The sequence below is a fragment of the Streptomyces sp. NPDC087420 genome (assembly GCF_044744165.1).
GTDB lineage: Bacteria > Actinomycetota > Actinomycetes > Streptomycetales > Streptomycetaceae > Streptomyces.
In genome coordinates this window covers 295,709-310,236 of record NZ_JBIUXU010000002.1, presented here as the reverse complement: position 1 = coordinate 310,236, position 14,528 = coordinate 295,709, and the positions used below count along the sequence as shown (strand labels likewise).

The following is a 14,528-nucleotide window of genomic DNA, read 5'->3' as shown; positions in this document are numbered from 1 at the left end:
TCCACAGAGGTGGATTCATCCACAGAACCACGGGCCTCACTGGTTCACGACCCCGAAAGCATGGCAGGCTCTATTCATTGCGAGTCTGAAGTCGAGGAGAGTGAATCCTTGCGGTCCGACGCCAACATCGCGGGACCGATGACCGATCCGGTCCCCGGTCCCCGTACTGAGTCGGCGGGGGAGGATGTTTCACGTGAAACACCGCCCCCGATGGACGACACCCCCATTGGCCGTGCCGCTCAGCTGGCGGTGGAGGCTCTCGGCCGCGCCGGCGAGGGCTTGCCCCGCCCGGAGCAGACGCGTGTCATGGTCGTCGCCAATCAGAAGGGCGGTGTGGGGAAGACCACCACCACGGTCAACCTGGCCGCCTCGCTCGCGCTGCACGGCGCGCGCGTTCTGGTGATCGACCTCGATCCACAGGGCAATGCCTCCACGGCGCTCGGGATCGACCATCACGCCGAAGTCCCCTCGATCTATGACGTCCTGGTGGAGAGCAGGCCACTGTCCGAAGTGGTCCAGCCTGTACCCGACGTCGAAGGCCTCTTCTGTGCCCCGGCCACCATCGATCTCGCCGGTGCGGAGATCGAACTGGTGTCGCTGGTGGCGCGGGAGAGCCGGCTACAGCGGGCGATCGACGCGTACGAGCAGCCGTTGGACTACATCCTCATCGACTGCCCGCCCTCGCTCGGCCTGTTGACCGTCAACGCGATGGTCGCCGGCGCGGAGGTGCTGATCCCCATCCAGTGCGAGTACTACGCGCTGGAGGGGCTGGGTCAGCTCCTGCGCAACGTCGATCTGGTCCGTGGGCATCTCAACCCCACGCTGCACGTGTCGACGATCCTGCTCACCATGTACGACGGCAGGACCCGTCTTGCCTCGCAGGTGGCGGAGGAAGTACGCAGTCACTTCGGGAAGGAGGTGCTGCGGACGAGCATCCCTCGGTCCGTACGCATCTCGGAGGCGCCGAGCTACGGCCAGACGGTGCTGACCTACGATCCGGGATCCAGTGGGTCCCTGTCCTACCTCGAAGCCGCCCGTGAGATCGCTCTTCGGGGGGTCGGGGTGCACTATGACGCCCAGCAGGTCCATGTGGGCAGCCAGAACAACCAGCAGATGTCGGAGGGGATCCAGTGAGTGAGCGACGTAGAGGGTTGGGGCGTGGGCTTGGTGCGCTGATCCCTACCGCTCCCCAGGAGAAGCAGGTGCCCTCCATCGGAGTGGCGACGGCATCTTCGGGAGCGACGCCGATGCTGACCACCGAGCGGGGTGTGGCGGCGGCGAAGGTCACCGCCCTCCCGTCGGCGGCTTCGGTGCCGGACGCGGAGAGGATCATCCCGGAGTACGACGAGGCGCCCGAGCCCGCCCCGGCGGCCGGTGCGTACTTCGCCGAGCTGCCGATCGACTCCATCACGCCCAACCCGCGGCAGCCCCGCGAGGTGTTCGACGAGGACGCCCTCGCCGAACTGGTCACCTCCATCAAGGAAGTGGGGCTCCTCCAGCCCGTCGTCGTACGGCAGGTGGGGCCGGAGCGCTACGAGCTGATCATGGGCGAGCGGCGCTGGCGGGCCTGCCGGGAGGCCGGCCTGGAGCGCATCCCCTCCATCGTCCGCGCCACGGACGACGAGAAGCTGCTGCTCGACGCGCTGTTGGAGAACCTGCACCGCGCCCAGCTGAACCCGCTGGAAGAGGCCGCCGCCTACGACCAGTTGCTCAAGGACTTCAACTGCACACACGACCAGCTGGCGGACCGGATCGGGCGCTCGCGTCCGCAGGTCTCCAACACGCTGCGGCTGCTGCGGCTGTCTCCCTCCGTCCAACGCCGGGTCGCCGCGGGGGTGCTGTCGGCGGGTCACGCACGGGCGCTCCTCGCCGTGGAGGACTCCGCGGAGCAGGACCGGCTGGCTCACCGCATCGTGGCGGAAGGCCTCTCGGTGCGGTCGATCGAAGAGATCGTGAAGCTCATGGAGTTGGGGCCGCAGGCCGGTCCCAAGGCCAAGGGGCCCCGGGCCGGTGCCCGGCTGTCCCCGGCGCTGGGCGACCTCGCCTCGCGCCTGTCGGACCGCTTCGAGACCCGGGTGAAGGTCGACCTGGGGCAGAAGAAGGGAAAGATCGTCGTCGAGTTCGCCTCGATGGACGACCTGGACCGGATCCTTGGCACGCTGGCCCCCGGTGAGGGCCGGATCCTGGACCAGGTCCTCGCCGAGGACACCGGGGAGGACGACGAGAGCTGACGCTCTTGAACAGGCCTCAGGGCGGGTTGTGTTCTCCGGTTACCGGAACACAGCCCGCCCTTTGCTGTCTCTCGGTGTGCGAAGAACCCTGAGGTGGATACGATTCGTTCTGGTATGGCGCATCCATTGTGATCCACCTCAGAGGGAGAGCGGGGCCATGCGATCGGTGAGCCGCAGCCAACTGGTGTCAGCTGGACTCGGACTTGGTGTGGTCGGCGGTTTTGTCGGCAGCCTGCTCAGGGAACGGGGTGCGCTGACGGATGCCCGTGACGCGACGGGCGAAGGAAGTGAGGAACAGCCTCTATGGGGCGTCGGCTTGTACCGCTCACGCTGGACAACCTTCCGGACCTCCCCCCACGCTGCCGTGCGTGTGTCTTCTGGGAGCTTGATCCGGTCAGCGGAGAAGCCGCGGTAAAGGCGGGCACACCCGAGACGGAGAAAGAAGCGTGGATCTCCGCCGTCCTGCTGGAGTGGGGATCGTGCGGCCGGCTCGCGTATGTCGACGACGTGCCCGTGGGCTATGTGCTGTACGCGCCTCCCGCGTACGTCCCGCGGGCCACCGCCTTTCCGACGAGCCCGGTCTCCCCTGACGCCGTCCAGCTGATGACGGGCTGGATCGTGCCGGAGTACCAGGGGCAGGGACTGGGCCGCGCGATGGTGCAGACCGTGGCGAAGGATTTGCTGCGGCGGGAGTTCAAGGCCGTCGAGGCGTTCGGGAACGCGCGCTGGAAGGAGCCTGCCTGTGTGCTGCCCGCCGATCACCTGCTGGCGGTCGGCTTCAAGACCGTCCGCCCGCATCCGACGTACCCGCGCCTGAGGCTGGAGCTGCGCACCATGCTCTCGTGGAAGGAAGACGTGGAGCTGGCGCTGGACCGCCTGCTCGGCAAGGTGCACAAGGAGCCCGTGCTCCGGCCGTTGTGAGCGGGCGCCGGTCGGCGCGTACACGCGGAACGGGCCCACCCCGGCGGGGGTGGGCCCGTTTCACGTGAAACATCGCGAGGCGTCAGGCCTTGATGGCTTCCTCGCCGATGAAGCTCTCCAGGTCGCGCACCAGTGCGGCCTTGGGCTTCGCGCCGACGATGGTCTTGGCGACCTCGCCGTTCTGGTAGACGTTCAGCGTCGGGATGGACATCACGCCGTACTTGGCTGCGGTGGCCGGGTTCTCGTCGATGTTGAGCTTGACGATCTCGATCTTGTCCCCGTGCTCGGCCGCGATGGCCTCCAGCGACGGAGCGATCTGGCGGCAGGGTCCGCACCATTCGGCCCAGAAGTCCACCAGAACGGGCTTGTCGCTCTTGAGAACGTCCTCTTCGAATGAATCGTCGGTCACATGCTTCAGGGCGCCGGCCACGGCGGCCTCCTTCGGGTTGTGGGTGGGGCAGGGGTGAAGTGGATCGTGCTGGTCAGAAGGTCGCGGTCTTCTCGGGCTCCGCGGTGTGCGCGTTGTCGGTGTCGCTCAGCGCCGCGAGGAACCGCTCGGCGTCGAGAGCGGCGGAACAGCCGGTGCCCGCAGCGGTGATCGCCTGACGGTAGGTGTGGTCAACGACGTCACCGGCGCCGAACACACCGGACAGGTTCGTCCGCGTCGACGGGGCGGCCACGGTGAGGTAGCCCTCGTCGTCGAGGTCGAGCTGGCCCTTGAAGAGCTCGGTCCGCGGGTCATGGCCCACCGCGATGAACAGGCCGGTCGCCGCGAGCGCGGAGGTCTCACCTGTCCTGGTGTTGCGCAGGGTCAGGCCCGAGAGCTTCTGGTCGCCGTGGATCTCCGCGACCTCGCTGTCCCAAGCGAACTTGATCTTGGGGTCGGCGAACGCGCGGTCCTGCATGGCCTTGGAGGCCCGCAGGGTGTCACGGCGGTGGACGATCGTGACGGACTTGGCGAACCGCGACAGGAAGGTGGCTTCCTCCATCGCGGTGTCACCGCCACCGACCACGGCGATGTCCTGGTCCTTGAAGAAGAACCCGTCACAGGTGGCACACCAGGAGACGCCACGCCCGGAGAGCGTGTCCTCGTTGGGCAGGCCGAGCTTGCGGTGCTGGGACCCGGTGGTGACGATCACCGCCTTGGCACGGTGGACCGTGCCCGCGGTGTCGGTCACGGTCTTGATGTCACCGGTGAGGTCGACGGCGATCACATCGTCGGGAACCAGCTCGGCGCCGAAGCGCTCCGCCTGCGCCCGCATGTTGTCCATCAGGTCCGGACCCATGATGCCGTCCCGGAAGCCGGGGAAGTTCTCCACATCGGTGGTGTTCATCAGCGCACCGCCTGCGGTCACCGCTCCCTCGAAGACCAGCGGCCGCAGTGCCGCACGCGCGGTGTACAGCGCTGCGGTGTAGCCGGCGGGCCCGGAACCGATGATGATCACATTACGGACGTCGCTCACGGGATTCTTCCTCGTCTCTGCAGACTGCTTACTGCCTACTGGGGCCAGATCCACGACCTACACCCACGCAACGGATCCTACGGGTCTTACATTCCCGTGGACCCGTGGCGGCGCGGAGGGCTGGTCAGTGGCGCGGGTAGGAGTGCGTCAGCAGGACGGTGCCCTTGCCCGTGGGGGCGGTGTCGACGCAGGCCGCGTCGATCACGTACGCCTGGACCCTGGTGCTGTCCCCGGGCTGCGGCAGTACGACGAGGTAGGCGCTGCTGCCCTGGTAGACGCCCTGCTCGACGGCGAGGACGGGGTCGGCGCGGCCGGTACCCAGCTGGATACAGGCCGGTACCGGGGGCGCGGGCTGCAACAGGGGAGTGTTGGTCGTCCGCTCGTCCGCGCCGGGGTTGTCCTGCTGCGGCCGCACGCTCTTCTGTCCTGAGGACGCGCCTGCGGATGCGGAAGGGCCGGCGGAGAGAAGGGCGTCCACCCGCTCCTGGAGACTGCTCTCCGAGAGCACCCGGGGGCCGACCGGGGCCGACTTGGCGGCTGAGCTGGAGTCGGCGGAGTTGTCGTCCAGGGACGACGTCGCGATCGAGTGGAGCAGGAAGACGCTCACACCGACGGCCGCTGTGCCGAAGACGGCACCCAGGACGGTGTTACGGCGACGGCGGCGGCTCTGGGCGCTCCGGCCCGGGCCGGTGGCCGCCCGGGGACGGCCGGCGGGCCGGTCGGTCCGTACGGCGTCCGAAGCGGCCGCGTCCACCGCTGTCACGTCCCCCGTCGTCGCGACGACGGGCTCGGCCGGCGGCTCGTCGGGGGAGGCGCCGGAGGGCGGTTCGGCGGACGTTGTTTCACGTGAAACATCTGCTGTGTCATCGGGTGCGGTGGCGGCCAGAAGGGCTTCCGCCGCCAGCGCCGCGTCGATGCGCCCGGCGATGTCCGCCGGCATCCTCGGGGGGCCGGGCAGGGTGCCGAGCAGTCCCCTGATCTCTTCCAGCGAGGCGTGGACATCCGTGCACAGCGCACAGCCGTCGAGATGCTCTTGCACATCGGCGGCCCGGGACGGTGCGAGCAGCCCCTCCGTCAGGTCGGAGATCTCCGAGACGTCCGGGTGCTGAGTTGTGTCGGTCGTCGATGTCACGCGCGCCCACCTCCGCCCTTCACTACAGGATCACTCGGTGCTGAATCCTTCGGCGCCGATGCCGGTGGGACGGATGTCCCCGGCGTCCGGTTCCTTCCCCCGGCGAGCTGACCGCTATCCCCGGTGTCCGCCCGCAGATGGGTGAGAAGGGGGAGCAGTCTGGCCCGGCCGCGGGCGCACCGGCTCTTCACCGTCCCGGTGGGCACCCCCAGCACCCGTGCGGCCTCCGCCACGGGGTATCCCTGCATGTCCACCAGCACCAGTGCGGCGCGCTGGTCGACGGGGAGCTTGGCCAGGGCCGCCAGCAGCTCACGGTGAAGGTCCTGGCGCTCGGCGGGCGCCTCCGCGGACTCATGGGGTTCGAGGAGCTGCTCCAGCCGCTCGGTGTCCTCCATGGGAGAGGTCTTGCGGGAGGCGGCCTTACGGGCCCGGTCGAGGCAGGCATTCACGGTGATGCGGTGGAGCCAGGTCGTCACGGCGGACTGGCCGCGGAACGTGTGGGCGGCGCGGAAGGCGGAGACCAGGGCGTCCTGGACGGCGTCGGCCGCCTCCTCGCGGTCCCCCAGCGTCCGCAGGGCGACCGCCCAGAGCCGGTCGCGATGGCGCCGTACCAGCTCGCCGAAGGCGTCGGGGTCGCCTGCGACGTGCGCGGCCAGGAGGTCCTGGTCGTTCGTGTCGCCGAGCGCGGCGTCGTCCAACGGTGAGCCCCCTCCCCTGGTCCGGTCAGCCGGCCCGGTCAGCCGGTGATCTTGATTTCGGAGACCTTGCCCCGGAAGAAGGCACCGTCGGACGGCGGGAGCTTGGTCAGCCAGACCAGAACGTACCGCGTCCGGAACGGCTTGCCGGGCTTGAGGGTGACATCCGTACCGGATCCCTCCGCGACCTTCCCGAAGCCCGTCAGTTCGGTGGGCTGCTCCGTCGTCCCGGCGGACGCGGCGCGCAGCTCCACCGACGTGTCCCCGCCGTCGAAGGAGACCTTCACACTCCGGACCTGCTTGGCGCTGCCGAGGTCCAGGATGACGCCGACCCCGGACTTGAGGTTCCCCAGCCTCGCGCTCAGATAGCCGTCGGTGTTCCAGTACGTGCTGGGGTCGCCGTCGTAGCTGTTCCTTATCCCGGCGGGCTTCTCGGACCTGTCCGAGCCGAACGGGTCGAAGTCGTGGGCGCCGACGATGGCGATCGGCTTCGCGGGGCGCGGTGCCTTGTCCCCGGTGTCGTTCGTGGTGCGGGTGGTCCCCGGATCGTCCTGGGTGTTCTCCTCCCCGAGGAGCCGGTCCGCGACCTGCCAGCTGCCCAGGCCGAGCGCCGCGATGAGGAGCGCGGCGACGGTCCATTTCAGGGCCTTGCCGGTGCGGCCCTGGAGCGGGGGCGGCGGGACGGGCACGGCACGGCCAGGAGTGGTTCCGGGGCCGCCGGGCTGCTGTCCGTATGTGCCCTGCTGGCCGTACGTGCCCTGCTGGTACGTGGTGCGCTGGTAGTCCGGCGGTGCCACGAACGACGCCTCGGGCGGCCGGATGCGCGGCATCTCCGCGACGGCCGCGGCCAGTTCGTCCGGCGTGGTGCAGGGCGGCTCCTGACGGGAGGCCGTGGCCCCGTCGTTGACCAGCGCCCGCATCGCGAGCTCGGACAGACCGCGGTGGATACCCGCGCGCACCTGGTCCGGGGCGATCAGCCCGACACCCTTCGGCAGCCCGGAGAGCCCGTACGCGTCGGTGTCGTACGGCCAGCGCTGGGTCAGCGCGGCGTAGAGGAGCGCGCCGATCGCCTCGGTGTCGGTGCGCTGGGGCCGTTCGGCGCGGATGCCGCGCAGCGCGGCGTTCACCGCGAGCCCCCGGATGCGGTACTGGCCGCTGGAGGTGCGCAGGACCGCTCCGGGAGTCAGCCGCAGATGGGCGAGGCCTTCCCGGTGGGCCGCCGCCATGGCCTGGGAGAGCTGGCTGACGAGCTGGTAGGCGTCGTGGGGCTCCAGGGGGCCCGCGGCGAGCAGCGCGGTGAGCTCGACGGAGTCGGGCAGCCACTCCTGGACGACATAGACGAGGTCGTTCTCCTCGACGGCGTCCAGGACCTGGACGAAGCGGGGGTCGCCGAGCAGGGCGGCGGACCGGGCCGCGGCGAGCACGGAACGCGCCCGTGGGTGGTCCGCGGGAAGGAGATGCACACCGACGGCGCGGCGCAGTTTCTCGTCCACGGCACGCCAGCTGCTGAAACCGTCCAGACGGGTGACGCACTCCTCCAGGCGGTAGCGTCTCGCGAGTTTGTGACCGCTGTGCAGCTCCGGTGCGGCGACGGCCGGGTCGGTGCCCTGCCGTTCGCCGTCCGTGGCTGCGGCGGACTCGTCCGCCGTGTGCGGGGTCTTCGACAACCCGTCGGCCGTGGCCTTGTCCGCCTTGGCGGTCGGCGGCTCGTCGCCGCCGTTGTCGGCCACGTCGACGGCAGCCGTGCTACGTTCCGCCACCGTCGCTCCTGCCTCCCCATCCGTTGCGTGCTGTCCAACAGCCAAGCCAATTGTGCCCACAGTCGGACGCTATGCACGACACGCGGCGGCCGGTGATGGTTGTGCCCGGCCGCCCCGCTCTAGCGTCCCAGGCGCCCGCGCACCATGCCCACCATGGAGTTGAGTTCTTCGATCCGCATCTTCTTCGCCGCGACGAAGAAGACGGCCAACAGGACGATCCCGCCGCCCACGAGCGCCACCAGCGACGCCCCGGCGCTGCTGCCGAGCGACTGGAGGAGGAAGTAGGCCGCCGCGCCCGCGACCAGGGCCGCCGGGACGGAGGCCAGGCACAGACGGGCGTACGTCCGCATGACCCGGCCGCCGTCCAGGTCCCCGCCGAGGCGCTTCTTGAGCCTGCGCCAGGCGATACCGACACCGACCGCGTAGGCCAGCCCGTACGAGGCGGCCATGCCGACGACGGCCCACCGGGCGGGCAGCACCACGTAGCAGAGGGCGGAGGCGCCGGCGTTGACGGCCGCGACGATCACCGTGTTGTAGAAGGGGGTGCGGGTGTCCTCGTACGCGTAGAAGCCGCGCAGCACGACGTACTGCACCGAATACGGGATCAGCCCGAGGCCGAACGCCATCAGGATGAAGCCCATGGACCGCGCCGACTCCAGGCCGCTCGACGAGAACAGCAGCGTGGACATCGGGACACCCAGCGCCAGGAAGGCGAAGGCGATGGGCACGATCGCGACCGCCGAGTTGCGCAGCCCCTGGGAGATGTCGTCGCGCACCGCGCCCGGGTCGTCGTCCTGCGCGGCGCGGGAGATCCGCGGCAGCAGGGCGGCCATGACGGAGACGGTGATGATGGCCTGCGGCATGCCCCAGATCAACTGGGCGTTGCTGTAGGCCAGGATGCCCGTGCCGTCCCTGCCGGAGGCGTGACCCGCCGCGGTGGCCAGCTGGGTGACGACCAGGACGCCGGCTTGGTTGGCGAGGACGAACAGGACCGTCCACTTGGCCAGCTTGACGGTCTTGCCGAGGCCGTGGCCCTTCCAGTCGAACCGGGGACGGAAACGGAACCCGGCCTCGCGCAGGTAGGGAATCATCGCGAGGGCCTGCACGGTGAGACCGAGCAGGGTGCCGATGCCCAGCAGCCGCACCCCGTCGGGCGGGATGGTCCGCACGGTCATCTCGGAGGTGTCGGCGGTGCCGTACACCCAGATGAACAGGCCGAACGTGGCGATCACGACGATGTTGTTGAGGACCGGGGTCCACATCATCGCGCCGAACTTCCCGCGCGCGTTGAGGATCTGGCCCATGACCACGTGCACACCCATGAAGAAGATCGTGGGCAGGCAGTAGCGGGCGAAGGTGACGGCCACGTTGTTCGCGGCCGCGTTGCCCGCGATCGTGTCCGACATCAGCTGGATCAGCAGCGGAGCCGCGAAGACCGCCACGGCCACGATGACACCCAGCGCCACCACGACCAGCGTCAGCAGGCGGTTGGCGTACGCCACCCCGCCGTCGTCGTCGTTCTTCATCGACCGCACGAGCTGCGGGACGAACACGGAGTTCAGGCCGCCGCCCACGGTCAGGATGTAGATCATCGTCGGCAGGGTCGCCGCCACCGTGTACGAGTCACCGAGCAGCGCGGCGCCGAGCGCCGCGGTGATCACCAGGCTCCGTACAAAACCGGTGAGCCGCGACACCAGCGTGCCCGCCGCCATCAGCGCACTCGACTTCAGCAGACCCGAGGCGCGCCCGCCCGCCTTCGCGGGCGGCGGCGGCACCGGGAGCGGCTCGGGCTCCGTCGCCACCGGAGTCCTGGCCAGGCCCTGCTGATCCCGGTACAGGTGCGCGAACGCGTCCGGCGGGGGCGTCTCCGCACCGGCCTGCGAGACCAACTCGTCGACTCCCGTGAACTGGGTGGTGTGCGGATCGTCCCCGTACGGCAGATGACGCGACACCCCGGCCGGCTCCGGCGGCGGGGTCTGCGCCCAGATCCGGGGATCCGGCGGGTACTGCTGCGCCTGCGGCTGCTGGTACAGCTGCGTCGTGTCCTGGTACGAGCCGGGAGGCGGCGGCGGGTGCGACGCGCGGTCGTACAACGCCTCGCCCACCGGATCCTGCGCGGTCACGTCGTGCGCCCAGTACGGATCCTGCCGGTAGGCGTCCTGAACGTAGGGGTCAGGGACAGGGGGATTCTGCGCGTAGGGGTCCGGGGCGGCATAGGGGTCCTGGGCGGGCCTGCCAGAGGGCGGAACCTGGCCTGCCGGATCGCCGGCCGCGCCCTGCCCGCGATCACCGTCGTACGGCGCGTTCATGGTTACCCCACCTCATCGTCCCCGGCCGACCGGCCACGACCTCGCTCAACGGTCCACTTTCTCACCCGTGTCCGACGGGTTTGCGCTTTCCGGTCCGGTGTCCGGTGTCGGGTCACTCCGCTGCCCGGGATCCACGTCCCGCTCGTCCCCGGGCACGGACTCGCCGTCCCCGGTCACGGCCGCCGCCTTGCGCGCCGCCGCCCGCTTGCGCTGGCTGTACATCTTGACCCCGGCGAGCGCCAGCAGCAGCACGCCGGCCGCCATCACCAGCAGCACCGTCGGGGTGACCTCGGAGACCTTCACCTTGAACGTCATGCTCTTGCCGTACGGCTTGCCGTCCACCGTGTACAGCTGAGCGGTCACCTCGACCCGGCCGTTGGCATTGCCCGCGGCGGAGAACTTCACCGACTGGCTGTGCCCGCCGTCGATCTTGATGGGCTGCTCCGCGACGTCCCGGCTCCCGTCGATCTTGAGACGCGTCGGCTGGCCCGACTCCAGGCGCAGCATCAGATGCTCCACCCCCTGGAGCAGGTTGTTCTGCACGGTCACCGGGATGGTCGCGCTGCGCCCCGAGAGGGTGAGGTCGGACTTCGGGACCAGCTGCACCTCGTCCGTCAGGGTCCGCAGGTACGTGTCCACGCTCCGCCGGTACTGCTCGGCGTCCGTCCGGTCCCCGCGCCACGACGTCGACAGCGCGCGGTTGATCGCGTTGCTGAAGGGGGCGTCGACCCGGTCGGGCAGGCTCAGGACGGCCTTGAACTTGTCGAGCGCGTCCTGGGTGGTCCTGATCTCCTGGAACGCCTGGGTCGACAGTTCCTGGTTGCGGAGCTTCTTCGGGTAGCGGGACGCGCCCGGCACCTTCGTATTGGCCTCGGCGTCCGGCTTGGCCGCGGCCGCCGCCAGCAGGTCCGAGGTCTGCGTCCAGCGCTCGGGGTCCAGACCGTGCAGCGCCTGTGCCATCGACTGCGCCTGGGCGGCCGTGGGCATCCGCTGGGGGGCGACCACGATGCTGCGCTGGTTCTCGGGCTGCTGCAAGGTCACGGCGAGGGACTGGGCGAGGAACGTCTGCACCGCGAGGATCGAGTCGTCCGCCGACGTCATGTCGCCCTGGAAGGCGGTGGAGAGCCGGGTGTCGGCCACGACCGCCGTGGTGCCGCCGCCGATGGGCCGGGCCGCGGTGGGCGTGTAGGACAGGTTGTCCTGGAGGCTGTCGCTGCGGGTGATCACCTTGTGCGCGCCCGCCGAGGTCGCCACGTCGACGATCGACGGATCGATCGCCCCGTTCACCGGCCAGGCGAAATCGACCGACGGCTTCACGTGCAGGACGGTGTCCACGGTGCTGACCGCCGCGTCCGTGGCGGGCTGGAGCTGACTGAGCGACCCGGAGACATTCTTGCCGCGGTGGGCCAGCGACGCCAGGTCGGGATCCGCGAACGGCAGCGCCACGACCTTGCGGCCCTGCACGGCCTTCTCCAGGGAGTTCAGCCACTGCCTGGCCACGGTCTGGCTCTTTCCGGGGACCGTGGTCTTCCCGCTCCTGACCCGGTAGTTGCCGGCCATCGCGTCGGCACTGGCGAGCAGGTCGGGATCGATGACCCAGGTGACAGGAAGCTGATTGCCGAGCGAGACCAGCTGGTCCAGCCGGCCACCCGGAGCCAGCTCCTTGGTCAGGTCGTCGTTCTCGAAGACCGGCGTCTGCTGGTCGTCGGACCCGGTCTGCGCGGACAGGCGCGTCGTCGAGATCAGCGGCCAGAGGTACGTGATCTGGGTCCTCTTGCCCGTCGCCTCGGGCTGCCAGGGAAGGAAGGTCCGCTGGACGCCCACCACGTGCTCGTACGGGGCGTCCACCGTGTCCCCGCTCACCGAGACACCGAGCTGGTACACCCCGTCCTCGCCCAGGCCGAGCTTGCCGACCGGCACGGACAGGGAGAAGGTGTACGGCACGCCCGGGGCGAGCTTCGCGAGATCGACCTTGTACTTGCCGCCGAGCGGCGGCACCTCGCCCGCCGTGTCGGGGGAGCGCTCAGCCGCGTCGTCGATGGCTGTCCGGCCGGACAGCGGCGGACCCACCCGCAGATCCACCCGCGCCTCGGTGACCGCGCTCTTGCTCTTGTTGGTCACCGTGCCCGAGATGACCAGCGTGTCGCCCTTCACCGGAGCGCTCGGCGTCAGCGTGTCGAGCGCCACAGCGACCGTACGCGTCCCGGTGGCCTCCACCGCGGCCTGAGCCGCGGGAGCCCCCGCACCGGCCACCAGCGCGCCCAGGAGCGGCGCACCCGCCATCAGGGAGGCTGCGCGCCACAGCCACCGGCGGGCAGGAGAGTGTCCCCTCCCCTGGAAGTCTGCCGCCTCGGCCACGCGCTCGCCCGTCCCTCGTCATCGTCTGCTGCCGTTGGTGGTTGTCGACTGCTGCGTCCACGCATGGTAACGATGTGCGCTGTGGCGAAGTGCTGGGCACCGCCCCACATGATCGGAAGAATCTCATGCCCCGCCCGAAACCCGTGCATCGGAGGCCGGGCCGCCGGAAACGGGGGAGCCCGCACCGGCCAGGACACGTAATCTTTTCTGTTGTGCCGAACGCCAATGAAGACAATCCCAGCGCACTGAACCAGGTGCAGCGCCGCGCGGTCAGCGAACTGCTCCGGGTGTCCCCCGTCGCCGACGACCTCGCACGCCGATTCCAGGATGCCGGATTCACGCTCGCCCTGGTCGGCGGTTCCGTCCGGGACGCCCTGCTCGGCCGGCTCGGCAACGACCTGGACTTCACCACCGACGCCCGCCCCGAGGACGTCCTGAGAATCGTCAGGCCCTGGGCGGACTCGGTCTGGGAGGTCGGTATCGCCTTCGGCACGGTCGGCAGCCAGAAGGACGGCTACCAGATCGAGGTCACCACGTACCGCTCCGAGGCCTACGACCGGACATCACGCAAACCTGAGGTGTCCTACGGCCGGACCATCGAGGAAGACCTCGTCCGCCGCGACTTCACGGTCAACGCGATGGCCGTCGCCCTGCCGCAGAAGGACTTCATCGACCCGCACGGCGGCCTGGAGGACCTCTCCGCCCAGGTGCTGCGCACCCCCGGCACCCCCGAGGACTCCTTCTCCGACGACCCGCTGCGCATGCTCCGGGCCGCGCGCTTCGCCGCCCAGCTGGACTTCGAGGTCGCCCCGGACGTGGTCGCCGCCATGAAGGCGATGTCCGAACGGATCGAGATCGTCTCCGCCGAGCGGATCCGCGACGAACTCAACAAGCTGCTCCTCTCCACCCACCCCCGCAAGGGCCTGGCGCTACTCGTCGACACCGGGCTCGCCGAGCGGATCCTGCCCGAGCTGCCGGCCCTGCGGCTGGAGAGCGACGAGCACCACCGCCACAAGGATGTGTACGAGCACTCACTCACCGTGCTGGAGCAGGCCATCGACCTGGAGGAGGACGGCCCCGACCTCGTCCTGCGGCTGGCCGCCCTGCTCCACGACATCGGCAAGCCCCGCACGCGGCGCTTCGAGAAGGACGGCCGGGTCTCCTTCCACCACCACGAGGTGGTGGGCGCCAAGCTCACCAAGAAGCGCATGACCGCGCTGAAGTACTCCAACGACCTGATCCGTGACGTGTCCCGGCTGGTGGAACTCCACCTGCGGTTCCACGGATACGGCACCGGCGAGTGGACCGACTCGGCGGTCCGGCGCTACGTCCGCGACGCCGGCCCGCTCCTCAGCCGGCTCCACAAGCTGACCCGCTCGGACTGCACCACCCGCAACAAACGCAAGGCGAACGCCCTCTCCCAGGCCTACGACGGGCTGGAGGACCGGATCGCCCAGCTCCAGGAACAGGAAGAGCTGGAGTCCATCCGGCCCGACCTCGACGGCAACCAGATCATGGAGATCCTCGGGGTCGGCCCGGGCCCGGCGATCGGCGCCGCCTACACGTTCCTGCTGGAGCTGCGGCTGGAGAACGGCCCGATGGAACGCGATGCGGCCGTCACCGCCCTCAAGGAGTGGTGGGCCACCCAGGACTGACGGC

11 protein-coding genes are annotated in these 14,528 nt (G+C 69.9%); 4 read left to right on the top strand and 7 right to left on the bottom strand.

What is annotated here, in order from left to right; all coding sequences use genetic code 11:
• Window positions 1-60 precede the first annotated feature (60 nt).
• From ACIO1C_RS04855 to ACIO1C_RS04845, 3 genes are all read left to right on the top strand, one after another.
• The gene (locus ACIO1C_RS04855) at window positions 61-1,134 is read left to right on the top strand and encodes a ParA family protein (RefSeq protein ID WP_161311684.1); all 1,074 of its coding nucleotides are present in this window, start codon (window positions 61-63) and stop codon (window positions 1,132-1,134) included.
• A complete protein-coding gene (locus tag ACIO1C_RS04850) occupies window positions 1,131-2,231 on the top strand; it encodes a ParB/RepB/Spo0J family partition protein (protein WP_401858670.1) in 1,101 nt (366 codons plus the stop codon). The genes ACIO1C_RS04855 and ACIO1C_RS04850 overlap by 4 nt, the downstream gene beginning before the upstream one ends.
• 303 nt (window positions 2,232-2,534) lie before the next feature.
• A complete protein-coding gene (locus ACIO1C_RS04845) occupies window positions 2,535-3,152 on the top strand; it encodes a GNAT family N-acetyltransferase (protein ID WP_401858667.1) in 618 nt (205 codons plus the stop codon).
• Between the two features lie 82 nt (window positions 3,153-3,234).
• Here the strand turns inward: ACIO1C_RS04845 and trxA are convergent, their stop codons facing one another.
• From trxA to ACIO1C_RS04810, 7 genes are all read right to left on the bottom strand, one after another.
• A complete protein-coding gene (gene trxA, locus ACIO1C_RS04840) occupies window positions 3,235-3,582 on the bottom strand; it encodes a thioredoxin (protein WP_401858664.1) in 348 nt (115 codons plus the stop codon).
• A 52-nt stretch (window positions 3,583-3,634) separates the two neighbouring features.
• On the bottom strand, window positions 3,635-4,615 hold the full coding sequence (trxB, locus tag ACIO1C_RS04835; RefSeq protein ID WP_401858661.1) for a thioredoxin-disulfide reductase: 981 nt from the start codon (window positions 4,613-4,615) through the stop codon (window positions 3,635-3,637).
• A gap of 124 nt (window positions 4,616-4,739) precedes the next feature.
• Entirely contained in the window at window positions 4,740-5,747 is a 1,008-nt protein-coding gene (locus tag ACIO1C_RS04830; RefSeq protein WP_401858659.1) for a hypothetical protein, read from the bottom strand.
• Window positions 5,744-6,445 carry an RNA polymerase sigma factor SigM gene (sigM, locus tag ACIO1C_RS04825; protein WP_401858656.1) on the bottom strand — a complete coding sequence of 234 codons (702 nt, stop codon included), beginning with the start codon at window positions 6,443-6,445 and terminating at the stop codon, window positions 5,744-5,746. Before sigM ends, ACIO1C_RS04830 begins: the two co-directional genes overlap by 4 nt.
• Window positions 6,446-6,483: 38 nt before the next feature.
• Window positions 6,484-8,202, bottom strand: a complete 1,719-nt coding sequence (locus tag ACIO1C_RS04820) for a protein kinase family protein (RefSeq protein WP_401858654.1) — start codon at window positions 8,200-8,202, stop codon at window positions 6,484-6,486.
• A gap of 119 nt (window positions 8,203-8,321) precedes the next feature.
• A complete protein-coding gene (murJ, locus tag ACIO1C_RS04815; RefSeq protein WP_401858651.1) occupies window positions 8,322-10,511 on the bottom strand; it encodes a murein biosynthesis integral membrane protein MurJ in 2,190 nt (729 codons plus the stop codon).
• Between the two features lie 45 nt (window positions 10,512-10,556).
• Window positions 10,557-12,869 carry a DUF6049 family protein gene (locus ACIO1C_RS04810; protein ID WP_401858648.1) on the bottom strand — a complete coding sequence of 771 codons (2,313 nt, stop codon included), beginning with the start codon at window positions 12,867-12,869 and terminating at the stop codon, window positions 10,557-10,559.
• Between the two features lie 212 nt (window positions 12,870-13,081).
• Between ACIO1C_RS04810 and ACIO1C_RS04805 the strand changes: the two genes are divergently transcribed.
• Complete coding sequence (locus tag ACIO1C_RS04805) at window positions 13,082-14,524, top strand: CCA tRNA nucleotidyltransferase (RefSeq protein ID WP_401858645.1); 1,443 nt, start codon at window positions 13,082-13,084, stop codon at window positions 14,522-14,524.
• The last annotated feature ends 4 nt before the right edge of the window (window positions 14,525-14,528 follow it).